Source organism: Marivita geojedonensis (assembly GCF_002115805.1).
GTDB lineage: Bacteria > Pseudomonadota > Alphaproteobacteria > Rhodobacterales > Rhodobacteraceae > Marivita > Marivita geojedonensis.
This window is the reverse complement of the sequence record NZ_JFKC01000008.1, coordinates 22,432-42,671: the sequence shown is the minus strand read 5'-3', so window position 1 is coordinate 42,671 and position 20,240 is coordinate 22,432. Positions and strand designations below refer to the sequence as shown.

Genomic DNA, 20,240 nt, shown 5'->3' with positions numbered 1-20,240 from the left:
GGCCGTTATCCCGGCCCCGCATCTTTGCCTGTTCCCAAGTTGTCAGCGCTTTGCCGCGTAGTAGGAGACACGTCTCTCAAGGTAGGCAAGAAACTCCGAGATCGAGAACGCCAGCGCGAAGAGCACGATCAGTACGGCCCAGAAGTGCGCCATCAGGAAGTTTGCTGAATAGAGTTCAAAGAGTGCGCCGAAGCCGACGATTGAGATCAGAAGCTGCCCGATGATCACGCCTTTGACTGCCCGGATCACGCCAATTCTGACGCCGCCAAGGATTTCAGGTAGTGCGGCCCAGAAGTAGATCTTGAAGAAGGCGTCCATCGGAGATGCCCCGAAGCTGTGCGCCATCTCAAGGAGCGAGCGGTTGATCTGTTTCACCCCCGCGCGGGAATTGAGGATTATGATCCAGATGCCGAACAGGGTGGTCGTTATGATGATGGATTTCATCCCGAACCCGAACAAGACCATCAACACAGGCACAAGGGCCGTCAGTGGGGCGCTCAGAAAGACGTTGACCCATGGCAGAAGCATTTCGTCGAGCAGGCGGTTCTTTCCCATGAGGATGCCAACCGGGATGCCGATCACGATGGCGAAGAACACGCCGGCAATGAAAGCGTAAGCCGTCTCAGCCAGGGCTTTTTGAAACGCTGATGTTCCGATTACGCCGAACAGGGTAGCCACCACCTCTGAGAGGGGCGGGACAAAAAAGGTCAATCCACTTTGCCCGACGATCTCCCAAAGCAGCCCCCAAACGATCAGCGACGACATGCCGGGAAGGCGATATCCGAAAAGGGTCATGGCCTACTCCACATATGTCCGAAGCGACGCCCAGATCTCGTCGACGATATCGAGGTACTCGGGATCCCGGCGAATGTTGTCCACTCCTTTGGAACGGAAGTTCGACGGGCGAATGATCTCGTGTACCCGGCTTGGACGCGGCAGCAGGATCGCGATCTGGTCGGAAACATACACCGCTTCTTCGATTGAATGGGTCACGAAAATGAAGGTCTTGTTCTCGTGCTGCACGAGCGAAAGCAGGTCCTCCTGGAACTTGCGGCGGGTTTGCTCGTCGACCGCAGAAAACGGTTCATCCATCAGCAGAACTTCTGCGTCCACCGAAAGAGCACGAGCAAGGCCCACACGCTGACGCATCCCACCGGACAACTCGTGCGGGTAGCTCTGTTCGAACCCCGCCAACCCCACTTCCTTGATATACTTCTCGGCGATTGCTTCGCGTTCAGACTTGGCGACACCGCGCATTTCCAAGCCGAACGCGACATTGCGGAGCACCGTGGCCCAAGGAAGCAACGCGAAGTCCTGAAAGACGAAAGCACGGTCGGGGCCGGGGCCTTTGACGGTTTGGCCGTTGACCTCGACGGTGCCCGACGTCGGTTCGAGCAAACCTGCAATGATCTTCAGCAATGTCGTCTTTCCGCATCCGGACGGACCGAGAAGTGAAGTCAGTTGCCCACGGGGAAATTCCAGCGACAGGTTCTTCAGCGCCTCGACGTCACCGTAGTTCTTCGAGATGTTGCGGGTCGAGACCGCGCTCTCTGGCAGCGTGTTGTCGACAACCTGTTTAATCTGAGACATAGCCACGTTCATTTCCTTTGAATAGCAGGGTTTCGGTGCGTTCCAGCAGGTTGAGGAACAGAACCGCGAGCAGAATGATCGAGAAGATCGCTGCGTACATGCTGGGGTAGTCGGCGATGGACCGACTGTAGGTGATGATATCGCCGACACCGGTCGGCGTGATTTTCAGTTCGGCGAGGATCGCGCCAATAAATCCTGCGGAAATACCCAACCGCAGACCCGCGAATATTACGGGCGAGGCCGCGGGAATGATGATCCGCAGAATGATGGACGGCTCCGATGCCAAAAACGCCCGTCCCATCTCTTTGAGGGACTCCGGTGTGTTTCGTACGGCGCCGGCGGTGTTCAGCACGATGACAGGCATCGCCATGATGCAAACAACAAGAACCTTGGATGTGAGTCCAATCCCGTATGCCAGAACCAGAAGCGGGATCAGCGCTGCCAGCGGAGCGGCCTGCATGACGATGAAGATCGGGGAAAACAGCCAGTCGAAGAAGTTACTCAGGCCAATCCACAGTCCTATGGCAATCCCGAGAACCGCCGAGATTGCAACGCCGACGACAAGCGGGCGCAGGGTTTCGGCATAGGCGTCAATCATCGTGCCGTCAGCGATCATTCGGAACATGGCCGACATCGACTCAAGAAAGGTCGGGAACGCATAGCTGATCGGGATGTGACCAGCGATTTCCCACGCGCCGAAAAGGATGACGGCGGAAAGCAGTTTTAGCAGAAGCGCACGGTCAGGCATGAACTCTGTGTCCTGTGATTGGAGCGGTCGGCCACCGCGCTTTCAGAACGCGCGGTGGCCAATCGCGATCAGTTCATCGCTGCGTCGAGCGGTGCGAGGTACCAGAAATCCTCGATATTCAATTCGGACGCGTCACCGTCGAGCTGACCCGCGGCCGAGTACCATTCCATGTCGGCCTGCGCGGCTTTGCGCCCGCCACCGTTTGGATCGTACAGCCCGCCCTCGACAGCATCGGCATAGAACCCGTCCAACTGGTCGAGAATTTCCTGTGGGAGTTGGCCGATCGGGCCATCCGGGTTCGTCTCACGGCGGATGATGGTTGGATCTTCAGCCATATCCTGCCACACGCTGACCAGCGCCTTCACGAAGGTGTTCACATCTTCTTCGTTTTCCTGGATCCAGTTCAGGTTTGCGAACAGGGCTTCGTCACTGGCTTCGACTTCGAACATTTCAAGCACATTGAAATTTTCGCCGGCTTCGCTGCGCATCAGTTTGTTCTTGTTCGACAGGTCGATGATTGTCGCATCCGCCCGGCCCCCGAGCAGCGCGGCAACGCGGTTGGATGAGCCAGGGACGTAAGAGCGTTCTCCAAACTCGATGCCAAGCCGATCTTCGATTACATTTGCAATCGAGTCGGTGCCGCCGCCCCGAGAGTGAAGCAGGATCGGTTCACCGTTGAGGTCCTCCAGAGAGCTGTATTTCTTCGTCGTCACCGGGAAGAATTTCAACTTGGAGAGCTGAAAGACGATTCGGAGCGGCGCTTTGGAGCGCTGCATGGCGGCATAGGGCGTGCCAAAGCCGATATCCATCTGGCCACTGAGAACTGCCTGGATGGCCAGTTCTTCATCCGAGAAGGCGGTCCATTCGTAGTCAAGCCCGTTTGCCTTGGCCCGCTCCAGTGCCACGAAGAACGCAGCGAGCTCATCCGAGGGCGTTTCGGCAAGTGCGATGCGGATTGTGTCCGCTTGGACCGACGCCGTGCTCAGGCCAATGGCCAGCGGAATGGCCAACGCCGTGGCCGCGACTTTTTTCAAGAATTGTCTCATCTCGTTCCTCCCTAAAGATGATGTTCGCCCGGTCTCATCCGGGTCTTGTTGGTTCCTGGCGTCAGATCTCCCCGAAAAGACGTGCGGAAACGGAGCCGAGATGCTCGCGCATTGCGGCGTGCGCCTCGGTTGGATTGCGGGCGGCGATCGCAGCCGTGATGCGGTCATGCTCGGCAAAGCTCAAATGATCCCGGGGCGGGCGCTGCGACGTGCGGACGACTGACTCCCATGCGACGGCGCGGCGGACCTGGTTCAGCTGGTCGAACAGTTCCAGCAGCAGGATGTTGCCTGTGGCCTCTGCGATGGTGCGGTGCAGGGCATCGTCCTTTGCCTCATAGGTATCCCAATCCGGCGCATCTTTTGCGGCATCGCGCGCTGCCATAATTCTGTTCACCGCGTCCTCCGACGCATTGATCGCGGCTTCGCGGGCAATCGCAGGCTCAAGCGACAGACGCGCCCGCATCATCTGAAAGGGTGTGACTTTCCCGCTGATTTCAGCGAGTCTGCCAGGACGGGCGCTGCCGGATTGCGAGGCGATGAAAGTGCCTTTGCCGACATGACGCCAGATGCGACCTTCGTGTTCCAGCTTGTCGAGCGCTTTCCGAAGTGCCGTACGCGACAGCCCCAGGCTGACCATCAGTTCCCGCTCCGGGGGCAATCGGTCACCCGGAGCAAAGTTGCCGGCGCCAATGAAATCGACCAAGGCTTCATTGGCATCCGTTTGGTCTGCAGTTTCGGGCTTCGTAAGCACCCAGTCCCCCATTGGTCGATCATTTTGGTTGCATTGGTTCAATAAGTGGGTAGAGTGCGACAAAATGCAACAAAAATCGCACAACTTGGCGTAATTGGTTGGATCAATCCGGAAAATTGGCCCATCGCGCTGAGAATAGGGGGGGAACCTGAATGAAAGATTCGTCGCAGCAATACGCCATTGATTGTCCGCCCGTCGTGGCCCTGCCGGTTCAGGGGAGCGACGCGCTCTTTCCTGTGCGTCGCGTCTATTGCATCGGGCGCAACTACGCGGCTCACGCGATCGAAATGGGGCACGACCCCGACCGCGAAGATCCTTTTTTCTTTCAAAAGAATCCCGATAACCTCGACACCTCGGGCGAGTTTCCCTATCCGCCCAAGACACAGGATGTGCATCACGAAGCGGAAATCGCCGTGATGCTGAAATCGGGGGGGCGGAATATCCCTGTCGATCAGGCTCTGGAGCACGTTTTCGGTTATGCGCTGGCGCTCGACATGACGCGCCGCGACTTGCAGGGCATCCAGAAGAAGCTCGGACGCCCTTGGGAAATCGGCAAAGCGTTCGAAGCCTCGGCGCCGGTTGGTCCGATTCTCTCGGCTGAGGAAATCGGTCATCCGGATCAGGGCCGCATCACACTGACAGTGAACGGGGAATTGCGGCAGGATGGCAATCTCAACCAGATGATCTGGAAAGTGCCGGAACAGATTGCGTACCTTTCGGAATACTACGAACTCGCCCCTGGAGACGTCATTCTGTCGGGCACGCCATCCGGTGTCGCGGCTGTCGAGAAGGGCGATGAAATGGTGGTCGAGGTCGAGGGCATGGGCTCGTTGACCGTCAAGGTGGTCTGATCCGGCATGTCGGAGGTGGCGACATCCACCAAAGCGCCGCCGACTTCAGGTGGCGGTGACCAGCGATCCCTTACCTTTGCCAGCTGGGATCACGACAGGGTCATGGCATTGCACGAAGGTCGCGTCACCATCCCGGGTGTCGAGTTGGACAGTGTGCTTGCGCCAACGGCGAAGTTGTTTCCGTTGGCGGTAAGCGATGCACCCTATGACATCACAGAGATGTCGATTTCCAGCTACATCCTTCAGATCTCGCGAGGGGAGGGAGAATATACCGCAATCCCGGCGTTTGTCAGCCGTGCCTTCCGCCACTCTGGGTATTTCGCGCGGAAAGGTTCGGGAATAGAAAGCCCGGCGGATTTTGCCGGTCGCCGCATAGGTGTCCCGGAATATCAAATGACGGCGGCTTTATGGATGCGGGGCATACTGTCGGATGAATACGGGGTCGATGCCCGCAGCGTTCATTGGCGGACAGGTGCGCTTGATCAGGGAGTGCGCCGTGAGCGCCTTGAACTTGATCTGCCCGAAGGCATGATCGTTGAACCGATTTCCGAAGGGGAAACGCTGCAGGACCTTTTGATCCGGGGTGAGATCGACGGGATGTTGGCGCCAAAGCCGCCGCAGGCATTCTTGGATGGCGACGATAGGTTTGTCCGGCTGTTCCCTGACTATGAGGCCGCTGAACAGGAATATCACGCGAAAACCGGGTTCTTCCCGATCATGCACCTGATCGGGGTCCGTAAGTCGCTTGTGCTCGAGAACCCTGACTTACCCCGGTTGTTATACGAGGGCTTTGTCGCGTCTCGCGATGCCGCAATCGAGCGCCTGCGAAAGGTGTGGCTGGGAAATGCCAATCGTCTTTCGCTGCCATGGCTGAATGCGAGCATGGAGCGCACGTTGCGTGCCCTTGGGACTGATTATTGGAGCTATGGCTTCAAAACCAATCGCGCGGAGCTAGAGGCGGTCTGCCGATTTTCGGTGGAGCAGTATCTCGCCGAGCGCATTGTGGCTCCGGAAGAGCTGTTCCCCGCAACCATGCTGGAGACCTAGGAGAAGTCCCAGAATCCGTTGCGGAACAACAGACCGGTGAGGTTGTCGAGTGAACGAAAAAGAGAAGGAAAGACCCGAGTACCAAGACTGATAGGAGGAGGAGACCATGAAGACACTAGATCGCAGAGGCTTTCTAAAGACCAGCGCGGGTGCAGGTGTAATGACGCTGGCAGCACCGACCATCGTGCGCGCTGCCGATTTCCCTGAACGCAACATCAAAGTCATCATCCCGACCCGGGAAGGCGGCGGCGCAGACCGCAATTTCCGTGCATTTGCCGAAGTGTGGAAAGACAAACTCGGCACTGATTTCGAACCCGGCTTCTTTCCGGGGGCATCGGGCCGCGTTGGGTACGAGGTGTACATGGGCAAGGAAGAGCCCGATTGCTACAGCCTTATCTTCGGCAATATGGGACCTGAGGTTCTGAACTGGGCGATGCAGGAACCATCGAACTTTTCGGTTGATGACTACTTCTACTTCGGTCGGGTGGACGTCGACCCGGGATGTCTGTTCGTCGGTGCCGAGAGCGGATTGCAGACGATGGACGACATCATCGCAGCCGGCAAAGAGCGTAAACTGAACGTCGGCACAAGCCGAATGGCGCATCCGGCCTCGATCGGTCTGCTTGCACTGGGTGAAGCGACAGGTGCGCAATTCAACCTGATCCCGCTTTCAGGCGGCAAGAACACGGTTGCTGGCGCGGTGACGGGCGAAGTCGATTTCTCGGTACTGACATCTGGGTCGGTGATTGCTGCTGGCGATGCGGTGAAAACCCTGCTCGTGTTCGGTGAAAACCGCGTTGGCGAGGCGCTCGACAATGCGCCAAGCATGAACGATGCGTTTGGCACCAATCTGCCTGAGATGCTCTCAAGCCGGGCCTTCGCTATCCATCGCAAGGCGGCTGAGGACTATCCTGATCGGTTCGCCAAACTGCAGGAGTCATTCAAGGCGACGTTCGAGGACCCGCGCCTGCTGGAGTCCTATGTCAGCCTTGGCGGCACCCCTGAATACCTCAGCTACGGCGGTGTCGAAGAATGTGCAGAGTTCATGCAGGCGATGCTTGAACTCGGAGCCAAATACAAGCCGCTTCTGACCGGCGCGTAAGGCAGCACATATCGGCCGGCGTTCTGAGGGGTGCGCCGGCCACCTTCAAGCAAATGGATTGTCGATGAAACCGCAAAAGGTTGAAAAGAGCCGTCAGCTCGGCGCTGAGCTGGTCATTCCTGTAATGGCCATAGCTTTCACGCTGTATTACTTCAGCACGATCTGGAATTCTCCATGGACTGCGCAGGTAAGCGCCTTTCTCGTAGGGGGAATCCTGCTTCTCGTCTGCGGGATCTTCATCCTGAACTGTGTACGGATGTTGGCGAACCGGGAAGGCTCACTTGGCTTTTCCACTCTCGTGAACAGGGATGACATTCGAACCGGGCGCATCGGATTTCTGGGGGCGACGCTCGGCTTTTGTGTTCTGATCGATCACCTCGGCTTCACGCTTACAACCTTTCTGTTTCTGCTTGTAAGCATGGCGATCCTTGGCAAGGGCCGACGGTTGGCCATGATTACGGGATTGGCCGCCGTGATTTCAGTCGCTGGTTGGGCTTTGTTCATCTGGGCATTCGACACAAGGTTCCCGCGCGGATGGTTCGAAATCACGATGGAGGCTCTGTTGTCCAATGGGTGAGACCGCAACCATCCTTACGGAAGTCTTCTTCGAAACGATTGCCTATTGGTGGGTGATCGTTCCCACGATCTTTCTTGGCCTGATCGTTGGCGGTATTCCAGGCTTCTCGGCGGCGAACACGATCATCATTCTGATGCCGCTCACCCTCGCAATGGATCTTGAGACCGGGATCGTCTTCATGGTGTCGCTCTATTGTGCGGCGCGGATGGGCGCTGGAATTCCGGCCATCCTAGTCAATATTCCCGGAACAGCCGGGGCGGCAGCGACACCGCTTGACGGATATCCAATGGCCAAAGCGGGCAAAGGCCAGCAGGCTTTATCGATTTCCTTCGTTGCGTCCTGTATCGGTGGCCTGCTGACCACAATCATTGCGCTTGCAACGATGCCAATCCTCGCACGGGTCGGGTTCTACATGCACTCGGTCGAAATGATCGTTGTGATGCTATTCGGCATCTCGCTCATCGCATCCATTGCCGCACAGGATTTGCTCAAAGGGCTGATCGCAGGCTTTTTCGGACTGATGATCGGGTCGATCGGAACGGATGTCGTCTACGCGACCCCCCGTGGGACCATGGGCTTTTTGGAGTTGTATGACGGTGTGCCGTTGATCCCCGCGCTGGTCGGCTTGTTCGCTGTAAGCGAGGCGTTCATCATCATCGAAAAGCGTGTGATCATCAGCGAAGATGCCGAGCCCAAACATCCAAACTGGCACGATACGATTGAAGGCGTCGGCATTGCGCTCAAGCGTTGGTGGCACATTGTATGGACGTCGGTGATCGGGCTGGCGATTGGTGTTGTGCCTGGCGCAGGCGCGTCGATTGCCAGCTTTGTAGCCTATCAGCAGTCGCGGACGTATTCAAAGACTCCCGAGAAATACGGCACCGGCCACCCGGAAGGTCTGATCGCGCCGGAAAGCGCGAACAATGGTGTGACCTCAGGAACGCTTGTGCCGCTGTTGGTGCTTGGCATTCCCGGCGGTGCGACAGCAGCAATCATGCTTGTCGTGATGCAATTCCACGGCGTGAGCTTTGGCCCGGCCCTTTTCGAAAACCAGCCCAAAGTCGGCTATGGAATGTTCATGGCGATGGCGGTCAGCTACCTCATCATGTTCCTCACAATCCTGCCGCTGTCGCGCTACATGAGCCACGTCACGACAATCCCGACGATATATCTCGCGCCGCTCATTATCTCCTTCACACTCGTGGGTGGTTTTGTTCCCCGCGAGTACATGTTCGATATGTACCTTGCACTTTGCTTTGGTGTGCTGGGCTATATCGCGCGCCGCACCGGCTACCATGTGGCGGCCATCTTGATTGGCGTCATCCTGGGGCCGCTTCTCGAACGGTACTTCCTGCTGGCCCTCAAGAAATCGGATGGCGATGTCTTCGTCCTGTTCTCTTCGACGCTCGGCAACATTCTCTGGGTGTCACTGTTCCTGTCATTGATGCTGCCCATCATTCTGAAATGGCGCAGGGCGCGTCGCAACGAAGAGGTGCCAGCGGAATGAAACGGGAAATCGAATACGAATTGTCGCGTAACATTCGCCGTCTCGGTGGCCTCGATATCGAGGGTGGCGGCCAGGTTGTGGTTCAGGACGGCTATGCCTTTGTTGGGCACATGAAACCCCCCAAGGGAACATCCATCATAGATGTCCGTGATCCGACCAACCCGACGGTTGTTGCGCACGTCGCGCCGCCTGACGAATGGTCACATACTCATAAGGTGCGTGTCGCAGGCGACATCATGATCACGAATGTCGAAATGGACCGCCGTCATTTTCTGCGAAAGGGCGACCGCATTGCGGGTCTGCGTGCTGCGGGTCTGGAAGATGCCGCCATCGCAGCGGAACTCGGTGTCGAACTCGCGGATATTCCGGTGCTCGAAGACGCGTTGGAACGGGGGTATCACTCCGGTGGTTTCCGCGTCTGGGATATTTCCGACAAATCCAATCCGAAACTTCTTTCCTACGTCAGAACCCATGGGTTTGGTGTGCATCGTTTCGACATGGACGAAAACTATGCCTACATCTCCACCGAGATGGAGGGGTATGTCGGCAACATCCTCGTGATCTATGATTTGTCCGATCCAACGAACCCGACCGAGGTCTCGCGATGGCACATGCCTGGTCAGCATGTCGCCGCTGGGGAAACCCCAACGGGCAAAGGCTACAGTCACAGACTTCATCACGCGATGCGGGTCGGGGATGAGCTTTGGGCAGCGGTCTGGCATGCAGGAATGAGGGTTCTCGACGCCAGCGATATCACCGCGCCGAAACTGAAGGCCAGTTATGTCTGGCCTGCGGCGATCCCGGAGCCGACACATACGGTCATGCCTCTGTCGAAAGAAATCGATGATCGCCGCTACGCGGTAGCCATCGACGAAGAACACGACCACAAACCTGGCCGTTTGCACGGGTTCATCTGGGTTTTGGATGTGACCGACATGGACCGGATTGAACCGGTGACCGCTTGGGACCTTTCCGAGCGCGCCAGTCCCTGGGTCGGAGAGCCGGGTGTCAGGTTTGGTGCGCATCAGTTCCGTGAAAAGCTGGATTCGACGTTGGTCTATGCAACATGGTTTGCCGGCGGGTTACGAGTTCTTGATCTTTCTGATCCGCTGCTGCCTGTCGAAGTGGCGCATTACATGCCCGAATACCCCGATGGGCGCGCGCCGCAGTCAAATGACGTCGATGTGGACGACCAGGGTTTGATTTACCTTCTCGACCGCAATCGGGGGCTCGAAATCCTGGAGATGACGCTATGACGGACGATCTTCTTCCGCCTAGCGTTGATCCGGACACAAAGGCGCTGGGCATCCGCAGGGTTGTCGCCCGCAACGAAGCGTCCACGCGAACTGTCATGATGGTACGAGATCATGTGCTCGTTTCGGACGAAAAAGAAACGAACACCGGGCCGACGCCGCTTGAAATGTGTCTGTCATCTCTATTGGGGTGCGAGGGGGTCATCATCAACCGATGCGCCGAGGCGATGCGGTTTGATTACTCCGGCGTGGATATCGAAGCTGATGGCGAAGTCGACCAGCGCGGATCGAGGGGAGTACAGGGCGTGCGGCCCTATTTCAACTGGGTGCGCCTAAAGATCCGTGTCCACACCAATGAACCGCAGGACAGGCTGGATCGTCTGGCGCGAAATGTCGAACACCGGTGCCCGGTGATGAACCTGTTCCGCTCTGCGGATGTCGTGCTTGATGTGACATGGGAGAAGGTCGCCACATGAGTCTGACTCTTCGCATAAACGGTGAGGACTGTGTAATCGCCTCTGATCCCGAAACTCCGCTGCTGTTTGTGCTGCGGGACGAGCTCAAGCTGAAGGGCGCGAAGCTGGGTTGCGGGCTTGAACAATGCGGGGCCTGTGCGGTGCTGGTTGACGGTGAAGCGACGCTGTCCTGCGTCGCACCCGCTGCGACATTTGAGGGGCGAGAAATCGTCACTGTCGAAGGCGTTGCGGACATTGCAGAAGGCCGTCGGGTTCAGGATGCGTTCGTCGCTGCAAATGCCGCGCAATGCGGATACTGCACGTCAGGGCTTGTGGTGGCGGCTACGGCGCTTGCCCTTGTGGGAAGACCCGTCTCCCGCGAAGAGGCAAAGGCGGCTCTTGAACCGCATCTCTGCCGTTGCGGAGCACACCCCCGGGTCCTTGAGGCCGTAGAGATCGCGACCAGTACGCCATGAGTCTGAAAGACTATCCGCTACTGTCCGACTGGCTGACGCTCAAAGACGGGCGACTTTATGTGCGGACCGGGAAGGTCGATATCGGCCAACGGATATCAACCGCGCTTGTTGGGATCGTGCGTCAGGAACTGACCCTGCCGAGCGATGCGATTGAGGTCGAAACCGTGCGTACGGATCGTAGCCCCGACGAAGGCATGACCTCTGGCAGTAATTCGATCGAACAGTCTGGATATGCGCTGAGACTTGCAGCGGCGACCTTGCGGAAGGCGGCTACGAATATGGCGCTCGCGCGTATCGGTGGAAGGCCTGAAGACCTTCGGTTGGAAGATGGCGCCTTTCAAGCTCCTGGCAGCAACCTTCCTCTTTCGATCCTCGATCTCGCAGTTGAGGTGGACTTCAGGCAGCCCGTGGACGAGAGCGCTCCTCTGATGCCACAAACCGACGGTGTTGGTTTTCCGATGCGCGGACTGACCGAACTCGTGCGTGGAACCTACCGGTTTCTGCACGATCTTGATGTTCCGAATATGCTTCACGCGCGTGTCCCCCGGCCGCCCCATGCCCGCGCATGGCTTGAAGACGTGGACACCAAAACTGTTGAGGCTCTGGAAAGCTCCGGGATCAAAGTGATCCGGGACGGCAGTTTTCTCGCCGTCGCAGGGCCACGGGAATGGCCGGTCATTCGTGCGGCACAGCGGCTGTCAGGAGCATGTCGTTGGAACGTCACGGAAAGCTTGCCCGAAGGCGATGTGTTCAATCTGCTCACCCGCGAGAATGCGACACGTCTGGCCGTGATCGACGGCAGCCCGCGAACCGATGCTCCCGTACCGGAACCGTTGCGGGTTGTGGATGTTTGCGCACGGTATGAACGCCCATTCACAATGCACGGCGCACTTGGGCCATCGGCGGCAATGGCTGTCTGGGACGGGACTAAGCTTGAAATCACGAGCCATTCGCAAGGCATTTACATTCTGCGGGAAAGCATTGCGGAAAGTCTGGACCTCGCGCCGGAAAATGTGGTGATCAGCTATATGCCGGGGTCCGGTTGCTACGGTCACAACGGTGCCGACGACGCTGCGTATGAAGCCGCGCTTCTGGCGATGGTGTTGCAGGGCTCACCCGTGTTGCTCAAATGGACACGCGATGACGAACACGCATGGGAGCCTTATGGGCCGGCAAGCGCTGTAGAACTGTCGGCGAAACTTGGCACTGATGGGCGACTGGCAGCGTTTTCGGCTGAGGCAATCGGCGGTACGTTTCGCGGACGTCCCCGGTCAGGCCCTGACAGGGCTGGCCCGGCCAAGCTGTTGGCTAATCACTACCGAGAGGCTTCTGTCGGGCCGCAGCCCGGTGCGCCGAACATGAACCGGCAGGGCGGATTGCATCGGAATCTCAACCCGATTTACGACATCCCCGAAACCCGTTTCGTCAAGAGCCTTGTGACCCAGATGCCTCTGCGCACCTCGGCACTGCGGTGCTTGGGGGCGGCTCTGAACGTGTTCGGTATCGAAAGTTTTATCGATGAAATCGCGCAACTGTCAGGACAAGACGCCTTTGACTATCGGCGGTTTCATCTGACCGATCCGCGGGCGCTCTCACTTCTGGACAGGTTGGAAGCGGCCCTTTCCAGACATCCGAAAGCAGAGGGATGTGGCCGCGGCATTGCATATGGTCAATACAAGAACGCCATGACCCGGGTTGCTGTCGCGGTCGATCTGACAGTCAATGATGCCGCTGAAATCAAGCTTCAAACGGCATGGATTGCAGCCGACGCCGGGAGGATCGTAGACCGGGACGGTTTAATTGCTCAGTTGGAAGGTGGCTTCCTGCAGGCGGCAAGTTGGGCGCTGCACGAAGCCGTAACGTGGGATCGCGATGGTGTCACATCACGCGACTGGGACAGCTATCGGGTTCTGCGATTTCCGGAGGTTCCGGCCATCCATACAGACCTGATCGAACGCCCCGGCGACCCGTCTGTAGGTGCGGGCGAAGCCTCCCCCGGCCCAACCCTCGCTGCGATTGCCAATGCCGTATATGACGCAACCGGACTTCGCATGCGGCGTCTGCCCTTCACACCCGACGCCCTGACCGCCGCTGCCCTCGCAACCTAACGGGGTGGTTGCTCGGGGGCCGAAGTGTTCGACCACGCGAGGGTGATTTGCGAACCACTTGGTCTGCAGGTCTTCTATCCACTTCGATAATGTTGTGGCACAGGTCGCGCTAAGATACGGGAACGTTCGCACTACCCAAAGCGAGAATGCCCAAGATCTCTCCAGAGCGTATCCCAATACCCTTTGCCGAGACACTGCATCGACCTCGCCGCGACAAGGGCGCCTTGACCTTGCTCAAGGCAAACAAAAGAGGCTTCGTTCATAATTCACTATTGCCGGGGGAGTGCCGTCCTGAGTGCGTTCATTGTCCCAAGATCATTCGAACAAAAGGGGAGTTTCATGAAAGCTATCGTTCAAGACAGGTATGGAGGCCCCGAACACCTGCGCTTGGCTGACATACCGATCCCCGAGCCGCGCGCATCCGAAATCCGTGTCAGAGTTCTTGCCTGTGGCGTGAACCTGTCCGACTGGGAATATCTTGTCGGTGATCCGTTCTACGCGCGGCTTGTCGGTGGGCTTTTCCGTCCGAAAAACCCAGTTCTGGGCTCCGATATCGTCGGCATTGTCGATAAGCTGGGCTCGGAAACATCCATGTTCAAAATTGGTGACAGGGTAATGGGTGATGTCGTTATGGTTCGCGGAGGTTTCGCGGAATTCGCCTGCGTGTCCGAAGCTGAAATGATCCACGCCCCTGAGGAACTGACAGACGATATCGCCGCGTGTTTGCCTCAGGCAGGGGCGATTGCGGTGTCTGGTACCGACGGTCTGAATCCGGGCGATACGCTCCTTATCAACGGGGCCGGGGGTGGTTCCGGAACCATGGCGTTGCAATTGGCCAAGGCGAAAGGTGCGCACGTCACAACTGTCGATAACGCAGGCAAGATCGTGTGGCTCAGGGAACTTGGTGCTGATGAGACGATCGATTATGGAGCGCAGGATTTCGCCAGCTTGGGAAGAAAGTGGAACAGAATTCTCGACATGGTGGCGACCCGAGGCCCCGCCCGAATTGCCGGGTGCCTGACAACGGGCGGCGTTTATCAAGCGCTGGGCGGCAGGGTCAGCGTTCTCCTATCCCTCGTGTTCGGCGGAGTAGCCTATCGCCTTGCAAGGAAATCGATCGGAATGTTGATGGTTCCGAGCGGTCGGGACCTGACAGAGCGGGTCGCGCGAGCAGCTGTCGAGGGGAAGATCTCTCCACATCTTGAAGGGGTCCTGCCGTTATCGTCGGTGCCGGAGGCGCTTCGCCGCACCGGACTGGGCGAAGTGAAAGGCAAATTGGTCATCAAGCCGTAGAGCGCGGAACCTTCGCTCAACAAGAAAGTAGATGCCGTTTCTGTCCCCCGGCCTGGTGTTGGATCGCTTTGGATTGTTCCCTTCCGCGGGGTTGACATGAAAGGATTTCCAGCTCGATGACACCCGGCATTTCCAGAATTCCGATTTGACCTGAGTCATTTCCAAGTCCTCAGCCTGCACGCAAACTGCGCTTGGGAGGAGAGTCTAATGACCCAGGATCGCGTTTCACTCGCGTCTGGTGTCGGTGCAGTTTCCGACGCCAGTGGTTTACCTAATACATTGACTGAAGGTGATGACCCATGGGGCCATGCGCGAAGTCTGATCGATGGATGGAAGGGCGGCATCAACATCGCGCATGAAGCGCTAGACCGTCATGTCGCCGATGGCCACGGAGCGCAGATCGCGATCAAATGGCTTGGCAAGGACGGAAGCACGCAGGACCTGACCTATACCGATCTGACGGAGTTGGCATCGCGATTTGCCAATGTCCTTGTCGATCACGGGCTAAGAAAAGGCGACAGTGTCTTCGCTCTTATGGGCCGTGTGCCCGAGCTTTACGCTGCTGCACTTGGCGCTCTTAAGGCGGGGTTGATCTTTACACCGTTGTTCTCGGCGTTCGGACCGGAGCCCATCCGCACTCGGATGGAAATCGGCAAGGCAAACGTTCTCGTTACCACCGCTTCGATCTACAAACGTAAGATTTCCAAGTGGCGGGATGAAATTCCGACTTTGAAACTCGTCCTGATCGTAGGAGATGATGCGCCCGAAGACTGCATCGCTCTTGGGCCATCAATGGCGTCCGCTGCGACTGCGTTTGAAACGGTCAGGACCGCGCCAGAGGATCCCGCACTGATCCATTTCACGTCCGGCACGACCGGGAAGCCCAAGGGTGCGGTTCATGTCCATAACGCCGTCATCTACCACGCGTTCTCGGGCAACTATGCACTTCGCCTGTCGCCGGGCACGATCTATTGGTGCACCGCTGATCCGGGTTGGGTTACCGGCACGACCTACGGAATCATATCACCATTGGTGAACCGTGTGACGATGCTGGTCGACGAGGCAGAGTTCGACATCGACCGATGGTACGGCACGATTGAGAAAGAGCGTGTCGAGGTCTGGTACTCAGCGCCTACAGCCATTCGGATGATGATGCGTGCGGGAAATGCAACTGCCGCGAAGTATGATTTCTCGTCCTTGGTTTTCCTTGCCAGCGTTGGAGAACCTCTCAACCCAGAGGCTGTCATCTGGAGTAAGGAAGTCTTTGGACAGCCATTCCACGACAATTGGTGGCAGACAGAGACCGGCGGAATCATGATTGCCAATTGTCCCGGAGCCGAGGTGCGCCCCGGATCAATGGGGCGACCCTTGCCGGGGATCGAAGCGGCCATCGTCACGCAAGCCAATGATGGTATGGTCGAACTTGGCGATGGTGAGATTGGGGAACTCGCGTTGCGGCCTGGATGGCCTTCCATGATGCGGGCCTATCTGAATGAAGAGGCCAGATATCAGAAGTGTTTCAGGGATGGTTGGTATCTCTCCGGCGATCTCGCGATGCGAGACAAAGATGGGTATTTCTGGTTCGTAGGACGTGCTGATGATCTCATCAAAACGTCCGGGCATCTGATCGGGCCATTCGAAGTCGAAAGCGCGTTGATCGAACACGAAGCGGTGGCTGAAGCAGGTGTCATCGGAGTTCCCGACGAAACCGCCGGGGAACTGGTCAAAGCCTATGTCACGCTTAATCCGGGCTTTCAGCCGGATGATGACCTCGAGCAATCCATCCGAGGACATGCGCGCAAGAAACTTGGGCCGGCAGTTGCGCCACGTGAGATCGTCTTCCGCAAGACACTGCCGAAAACGCGATCCGGAAAAATCATGCGGCGGCTTCTGAAGGCGCGCGAGTTAGGGCTTCCCGAAGGCGACATTTCCACACTGGAGACTGATGAGACATGACCGTTATCGAAAAACCGCATCTCAATCGGGCTCACGTTCTGGAACTGCTGGCCCACATGATCCGGATCCGCAAATTCGAGGACAAATGTGCTGAATTGTATACTCAGCAGAAGATCCGAGGGTTCCTGCATCTCTATGACGGCGAAGAAGCAATCGCGGCGGGTGTCATTCCCGTTCTGCGCGATACAGATCGAATTGTCGCTACATATCGAGAACATGGCCATGCCCTGGTGCGCGGCGTTTCGATGTCGAGTGTCATGGCGGAAATGTACGGAAAGGCTGAAGGCTGTTCGGGGGGGCGCGGTGGTTCGATGCACCTTTTCGATGCCAAGACCGAGTTTTTCGGCGGCAATGCTATTGTCGGGGGTGGTCTTCCGCTTGCGGGAGGGCTTGCGCTTGCGGACAAGATGACCGGGGACGATAGGGTGACGGTGTGCTTCTTCGGTGACGGCGCTGTTGCAGAGGGCGAATTTCACGAAACCCTCAACCTTGCGGAACTGTGGGACTTGCCGGTTCTGTTCGTCTGCGAAAACAACGGGTACGCGATGGGTACCGCGTTGGCGCGCTATGAATCCCAGACCGATATTCGCGCCAAGGCCGCCTCCTATAACATCGTCTCGGAAACGGTGGATGGCATGGATGTCGTCGCGGTAGAAGCCGCAACCCGCAGGGCCTTGGCCACCATTCGGGACACCGGGCGCCCCTACTTTCTTGAATGCACCACCTACCGGTTCCGGGCACATTCAATGTTCGATGCGCAGCTTTATCGGGAAAAGTCCGAGATCGAGTTGTGGCGCGAAAAAGGGCCCATCGTCAGGTTCCAAACCTGGCTGCTTGAAAATGACCTGATCCACGAAAACGATGTCTCTGACATTGACGCCCGGATCGATGCTGAGATAGCAGAGGCGGTCGCTTTCGCTGAAGCCGGTACTTGGGAACCAGTCGAAGACCTCGAGGAACATGTGCTTGGGCCGCAGGCGCCCGAAATTGTGCCGAAAGAACCGTCGGGGCAAACGGTCGAGATGACATATCGGGAAGCGGTCAAGCAAGCCATTCGTGAGGCGATGGCCCAGGATGATCGCGTGTTTCTGATGGGCGAAGACGTGGGGGCCTACGGTGGATGCTATGCCGTGACCAAAGGCTTGATGGAGGAGTTCGGAGAGAACCGCATCCGGGACACACCTCTGTCGGAATCCGGTTTCACCGGGGCAGGCATTGGAGCGGCTGCCGCCGGGCTTCGCCCTATCGTCGAGCTGATGACCGTGAACTTCTCTTTGTTGGCTCTTGATCAGATCATGAACACCGCGGCAACGATCCGGCATATGTCGGGCGGACAGTTCAGTGTTCCCTTGGTCATTCGGATGGCCACCGGTGCCGGCAAACAGTTGGCCGCTCAGCACTCGCACAGTCTGGAAGGTTGGTATGCGCATATCCCCGGTTTGAAGGTGCTCGCGCCAGCCACAATCGAGGATGCGCGTGGCATGCTTTGGACAGCAATCGAGGATCCCGACCCGGTGCTGATCTTCGAAAACGTCATGCTCTACAATCGCACGGGATCAATCGATACGGCTGCTGGAGCCGTGGATATTTCACGTGCAATTGTGCGTCGCGAAGGAAGTGACGTCAGTTTGATCACCTACGGTGGATCCCTCTTCAAGACGCTTGAAGCCGCCGATGTTCTGGCGTCCTCGGGAATAAACGCTGAAGTCATCGACTTGAGAACGCTGCGCCCTCTCGATGACGCGACGATCATGGCGTCAGTCGCCAAGACGCGGCGCGCAGTGATTATTGACGAAGGTTGGCGCAGCGGGTCTCTTTCGGCTGAAATCTCGGCGCGGATCATGGAGCAATGCCTATGGTCGCTCGATGCACCTGTAGAAAGAGTCTGCGCACGGGAAGTCCCCATTCCGTATCCGAAGCATCTTGAGGATGCATCGATCCCTCAGGTTGCGTCGATTGTTGCGACCGTCAAAGCTCAAATGGGGGTCTGAGATGGGCATTTTCACGATGCCATCCTTGGGCGCCGACATGGAGGCAGGAAAGCTTGTCGAATGGACGGTCAAGCCCGGCGATACCGTAAAGCGCGGTGACATCGTCGCGGTTGTCGAGACGCAGAAAGGGGCGATAGAGATCGAGACTTTCGATGAAGGCACCGTGACCGAACTGACTGCTGAACTCGGTCGTGAGTTGCCGGTCGGTGCACCGTTAGCAGTGATCCTCAAACCCGGCGAAGATATGCGGCGAGATCCAATAGAAGCGGAGGCGATACCACCTGCGCGTCCTGTCTCGACGCCGCAGCCGGTGCCGGATCCGATCCCGAGGTCAGCTCCGGCCACTGGAACCGCAGTCATGGCGTCTCCGGCCGCACGTGTTCGCGCTCATGAGCTGGGACTTGATCTCCGAGATATTCGCGGCACCGGCCCTGGTGGGGTTGTTGTCCTTGGTGACGTGGACGGATTGAGTGCGGCTGTGCCGCGATCGACTCCCACGCCCACATCGGACGGAACCCGGCTTGGCGAAATGCGAAAGGCAATCGCCGCGGCAATGACGCGGGCCAAGCAGACAATTCCCCATTTTTATCTGTCCGAGACGATAGACGTCGATCCTGCAATTCGGTTTCTCGAGGAGCGGAACGCCTCCCTCTCGCCTGACAAACGTATTCTCTTGGGCGCGCTGTTCGTGCGCGCAACGACGCTTGCTGCTGGCAAGGTGCCCGTGATGAACGGACATTTCAACGAACCCGATGGCTTCCAGCCCTCCGAGGTTATCAATCCCGGAGTTGCTGTTGCGCTTCGCGGGGGCGGATTGGTGGCGCCTGCATTGATGGATGCCATGTCCATGACACTTGAGGAAACCATGGAGGGCATGCGCGACCTCGTGGCCAGAGCCCGGGCCGGGCGGCTTCGCAGCTCCGAGATGACAAAAGGTACGATTACCGTCTCAAGTCTGGGCGAGACCGGAGCCGAGGAGATGACCGGCGTTATATTCCCGCCCCAGGTCGCGCTGGTGGGCCTTGGTGCTCCGCATCTCAGGCCATGGGTTGTTGATGGCGAAATTGTCCCAAGGCACGTCGTGACTCTCACGGTGTCGGCAGATCACCGAGTAAGCGATGGTCGACAGGTCGCGCGTTTCATCAGCGCATTTGAAAAGTTGGTACAATCACCGGAGGAGCTATGACTGAAACTGACTACCAGGCAATCTTCCTCGAGGAGTTGGTACGAGTAGCACCTGATATTGACGCGGACGATGTCGGTCCCGACGATCATATTCAGGACGATCTTGAACTGGATTCCATGGACGTTCTGAACCTCGTGACGGCTCTTCATCAGCGGCTGGGAATCGACATTCCCGAGAAAGACTACACGGAAATATCTACTCCGGCTCGTGCGGCCGCGTATCTCGCGCGATCTGCTTGAGGGCCAAAGGGTCACGAGCTTTGGAAGATCACATTTTGGGATTCGCCCGTTGGTGCCCCGTTCA

The 20,240-nt window shown here is 57.7% G+C and carries 19 protein-coding genes; 14 read left to right on the top strand and 5 right to left on the bottom strand.

Going from position 1 to position 20,240, the window contains the following annotated elements; translation table 11 throughout:
• Window positions 1–42 precede the first annotated feature (42 nt).
• The 5 genes from MGEO_RS10535 to MGEO_RS10515 all read right to left on the bottom strand — a co-directional run bounded on the left by MGEO_RS10535 (window position 43) and on the right by MGEO_RS10515 (window position 4,147).
• Window positions 43–795: an ABC transporter permease gene (locus MGEO_RS10535; RefSeq protein WP_085636946.1), complete on the bottom strand. Its 753-nt coding sequence runs from the start codon at window positions 793–795 to the stop codon at window positions 43–45.
• 3 nt (window positions 796–798) lie between these two features.
• A complete protein-coding gene (locus MGEO_RS10530; protein ID WP_233139817.1) occupies window positions 799–1,590 on the bottom strand; it encodes an ABC transporter ATP-binding protein in 792 nt (263 codons plus the stop codon).
• Window positions 1,577–2,338 carry an ABC transporter permease gene (locus MGEO_RS10525; RefSeq protein WP_085636940.1) on the bottom strand — a complete coding sequence of 254 codons (762 nt, stop codon included), beginning with the start codon at window positions 2,336–2,338 and terminating at the stop codon, window positions 1,577–1,579. Before MGEO_RS10525 ends, MGEO_RS10530 begins: the two co-directional genes overlap by 14 nt.
• Before the next feature lie 68 nt (window positions 2,339–2,406).
• On the bottom strand, window positions 2,407–3,384 hold the full coding sequence (locus MGEO_RS10520; protein ID WP_085636937.1) for an ABC transporter substrate-binding protein: 978 nt from the start codon (window positions 3,382–3,384) through the stop codon (window positions 2,407–2,409).
• A 61-nt stretch (window positions 3,385–3,445) separates the two neighbouring features.
• Window positions 3,446–4,147, bottom strand: a complete 702-nt coding sequence (locus MGEO_RS10515) for a FadR/GntR family transcriptional regulator (protein ID WP_233139815.1) — start codon at window positions 4,145–4,147, stop codon at window positions 3,446–3,448.
• Window positions 4,148–4,287: 140 nt separating this feature from the next.
• On the opposite strand from MGEO_RS10515, the gene MGEO_RS10510 reads away from it, so the two are divergent.
• The 14 genes from MGEO_RS10510 (at window position 4,288) to MGEO_RS10445 (ending at window position 20,176) form a co-directional block, all read left to right on the top strand.
• Entirely contained in the window at window positions 4,288–4,986 is a 699-nt protein-coding gene (locus tag MGEO_RS10510) for a fumarylacetoacetate hydrolase family protein (protein WP_085636934.1), read from the top strand.
• Between the two features lie 6 nt (window positions 4,987–4,992).
• Complete coding sequence (locus tag MGEO_RS10505) at window positions 4,993–6,033, top strand: substrate-binding domain-containing protein (RefSeq protein WP_085636931.1); 1,041 nt, start codon at window positions 4,993–4,995, stop codon at window positions 6,031–6,033.
• A 106-nt stretch (window positions 6,034–6,139) separates the two neighbouring features.
• Window positions 6,140–7,135: a Bug family tripartite tricarboxylate transporter substrate binding protein gene (locus MGEO_RS10500; protein ID WP_085636928.1), complete on the top strand. Its 996-nt coding sequence runs from the start codon at window positions 6,140–6,142 to the stop codon at window positions 7,133–7,135.
• 64 nt (window positions 7,136–7,199) lie between these two features.
• Window positions 7,200–7,712 carry a tripartite tricarboxylate transporter TctB family protein gene (locus MGEO_RS10495; RefSeq protein ID WP_085636925.1) on the top strand — a complete coding sequence of 171 codons (513 nt, stop codon included), beginning with the start codon at window positions 7,200–7,202 and terminating at the stop codon, window positions 7,710–7,712.
• On the top strand, window positions 7,705–9,219 hold the full coding sequence (locus MGEO_RS10490) for a tripartite tricarboxylate transporter permease (RefSeq protein ID WP_085636921.1): 1,515 nt from the start codon (window positions 7,705–7,707) through the stop codon (window positions 9,217–9,219). Before MGEO_RS10495 ends, MGEO_RS10490 begins: the two co-directional genes overlap by 8 nt.
• The gene (locus MGEO_RS10485; RefSeq protein WP_085636918.1) at window positions 9,216–10,475 is read left to right on the top strand and encodes an LVIVD repeat-containing protein; all 1,260 of its coding nucleotides are present in this window, start codon (window positions 9,216–9,218) and stop codon (window positions 10,473–10,475) included. Before MGEO_RS10490 ends, MGEO_RS10485 begins: the two co-directional genes overlap by 4 nt.
• Entirely contained in the window at window positions 10,472–10,948 is a 477-nt protein-coding gene (locus tag MGEO_RS10480; RefSeq protein ID WP_085636915.1) for an OsmC family protein, read from the top strand. Before MGEO_RS10485 ends, MGEO_RS10480 begins: the two co-directional genes overlap by 4 nt.
• Entirely contained in the window at window positions 10,945–11,403 is a 459-nt protein-coding gene (locus tag MGEO_RS10475; protein WP_085636912.1) for a (2Fe-2S)-binding protein, read from the top strand. The genes MGEO_RS10480 and MGEO_RS10475 overlap by 4 nt, the downstream gene beginning before the upstream one ends.
• Window positions 11,400–13,511, top strand: coding sequence for a molybdopterin cofactor-binding domain-containing protein (locus MGEO_RS10470; protein ID WP_085636909.1), 2,112 nt, complete (start codon window positions 11,400–11,402; stop codon window positions 13,509–13,511). The genes MGEO_RS10475 and MGEO_RS10470 overlap by 4 nt, the downstream gene beginning before the upstream one ends.
• 339 nt (window positions 13,512–13,850) lie before the next feature.
• Complete coding sequence (locus tag MGEO_RS10465) at window positions 13,851–14,804, top strand: NAD(P)-dependent alcohol dehydrogenase (RefSeq protein WP_085636906.1); 954 nt, start codon at window positions 13,851–13,853, stop codon at window positions 14,802–14,804.
• Between the two features lie 207 nt (window positions 14,805–15,011).
• Window positions 15,012–16,760 carry an acetate--CoA ligase gene (gene acsA, locus MGEO_RS10460; RefSeq protein ID WP_085636903.1) on the top strand — a complete coding sequence of 583 codons (1,749 nt, stop codon included), beginning with the start codon at window positions 15,012–15,014 and terminating at the stop codon, window positions 16,758–16,760.
• Window positions 16,757–18,751, top strand: coding sequence for a pyruvate dehydrogenase (acetyl-transferring) E1 component subunit alpha (pdhA, locus tag MGEO_RS10455; protein WP_085636900.1), 1,995 nt, complete (start codon window positions 16,757–16,759; stop codon window positions 18,749–18,751). The genes acsA and pdhA overlap by 4 nt, the downstream gene beginning before the upstream one ends.
• A gap of 1 nt (window position 18,752) precedes the next feature.
• Window positions 18,753–19,937: a dihydrolipoamide acetyltransferase family protein gene (locus MGEO_RS10450; protein ID WP_085636896.1), complete on the top strand. Its 1,185-nt coding sequence runs from the start codon at window positions 18,753–18,755 to the stop codon at window positions 19,935–19,937.
• Window positions 19,934–20,176 carry an acyl carrier protein gene (locus MGEO_RS10445; protein WP_085636893.1) on the top strand — a complete coding sequence of 81 codons (243 nt, stop codon included), beginning with the start codon at window positions 19,934–19,936 and terminating at the stop codon, window positions 20,174–20,176. The genes MGEO_RS10450 and MGEO_RS10445 overlap by 4 nt, the downstream gene beginning before the upstream one ends.
• Window positions 20,177–20,240 lie beyond the last annotated feature (64 nt).

Excerpts from the sequence above, each read along its gene's own strand:
- MGEO_RS10520 (WP_085636937.1), bottom strand. The coding sequence starts at position 3,384 with ATGAGACAATTCTTGAAAAAAGTCGCGGCCACGGCGTTGGCCATTCCG.
- MGEO_RS10495 (WP_085636925.1), top strand. The coding sequence starts at position 7,200 with ATGAAACCGCAAAAGGTTGAAAAGAGCCGTCAGCTCGGCGCTGAGCTG.
- MGEO_RS10510 (WP_085636934.1), top strand. The coding sequence starts at position 4,288 with ATGAAAGATTCGTCGCAGCAATACGCCATTGATTGTCCGCCCGTCGTG.
- pdhA (WP_085636900.1), top strand. The coding sequence starts at position 16,757 with ATGACCGTTATCGAAAAACCGCATCTCAATCGGGCTCACGTTCTGGAA.
- MGEO_RS10535 (WP_085636946.1), bottom strand. The coding sequence starts at position 795 with ATGACCCTTTTCGGATATCGCCTTCCCGGCATGTCGTCGCTGATCGTT.
- MGEO_RS10465 (WP_085636906.1), top strand. The coding sequence starts at position 13,851 with ATGAAAGCTATCGTTCAAGACAGGTATGGAGGCCCCGAACACCTGCGC.
- MGEO_RS10485 (WP_085636918.1), top strand. The coding sequence starts at position 9,216 with ATGAAACGGGAAATCGAATACGAATTGTCGCGTAACATTCGCCGTCTC.
- acsA (WP_085636903.1), top strand. The coding sequence starts at position 15,012 with ATGACCCAGGATCGCGTTTCACTCGCGTCTGGTGTCGGTGCAGTTTCC.
- MGEO_RS10490 (WP_085636921.1), top strand. The coding sequence starts at position 7,705 with ATGGGTGAGACCGCAACCATCCTTACGGAAGTCTTCTTCGAAACGATT.
- MGEO_RS10530 (WP_233139817.1), bottom strand. The coding sequence starts at position 1,590 with ATGTCTCAGATTAAACAGGTTGTCGACAACACGCTGCCAGAGAGCGCG.
- MGEO_RS10525 (WP_085636940.1), bottom strand. The coding sequence starts at position 2,338 with ATGCCTGACCGTGCGCTTCTGCTAAAACTGCTTTCCGCCGTCATCCTT.
- MGEO_RS10505 (WP_085636931.1), top strand. The coding sequence starts at position 4,993 with ATGTCGGAGGTGGCGACATCCACCAAAGCGCCGCCGACTTCAGGTGGC.
- MGEO_RS10445 (WP_085636893.1), top strand. The coding sequence starts at position 19,934 with ATGACTGAAACTGACTACCAGGCAATCTTCCTCGAGGAGTTGGTACGA.
- MGEO_RS10475 (WP_085636912.1), top strand. The coding sequence starts at position 10,945 with ATGAGTCTGACTCTTCGCATAAACGGTGAGGACTGTGTAATCGCCTCT.
- MGEO_RS10470 (WP_085636909.1), top strand. The coding sequence starts at position 11,400 with ATGAGTCTGAAAGACTATCCGCTACTGTCCGACTGGCTGACGCTCAAA.
- MGEO_RS10515 (WP_233139815.1), bottom strand. The coding sequence starts at position 4,147 with ATGGGGGACTGGGTGCTTACGAAGCCCGAAACTGCAGACCAAACGGAT.
- MGEO_RS10500 (WP_085636928.1), top strand. The coding sequence starts at position 6,140 with ATGAAGACACTAGATCGCAGAGGCTTTCTAAAGACCAGCGCGGGTGCA.
- MGEO_RS10480 (WP_085636915.1), top strand. The coding sequence starts at position 10,472 with ATGACGGACGATCTTCTTCCGCCTAGCGTTGATCCGGACACAAAGGCG.
- MGEO_RS10450 (WP_085636896.1), top strand. The coding sequence starts at position 18,753 with ATGGGCATTTTCACGATGCCATCCTTGGGCGCCGACATGGAGGCAGGA.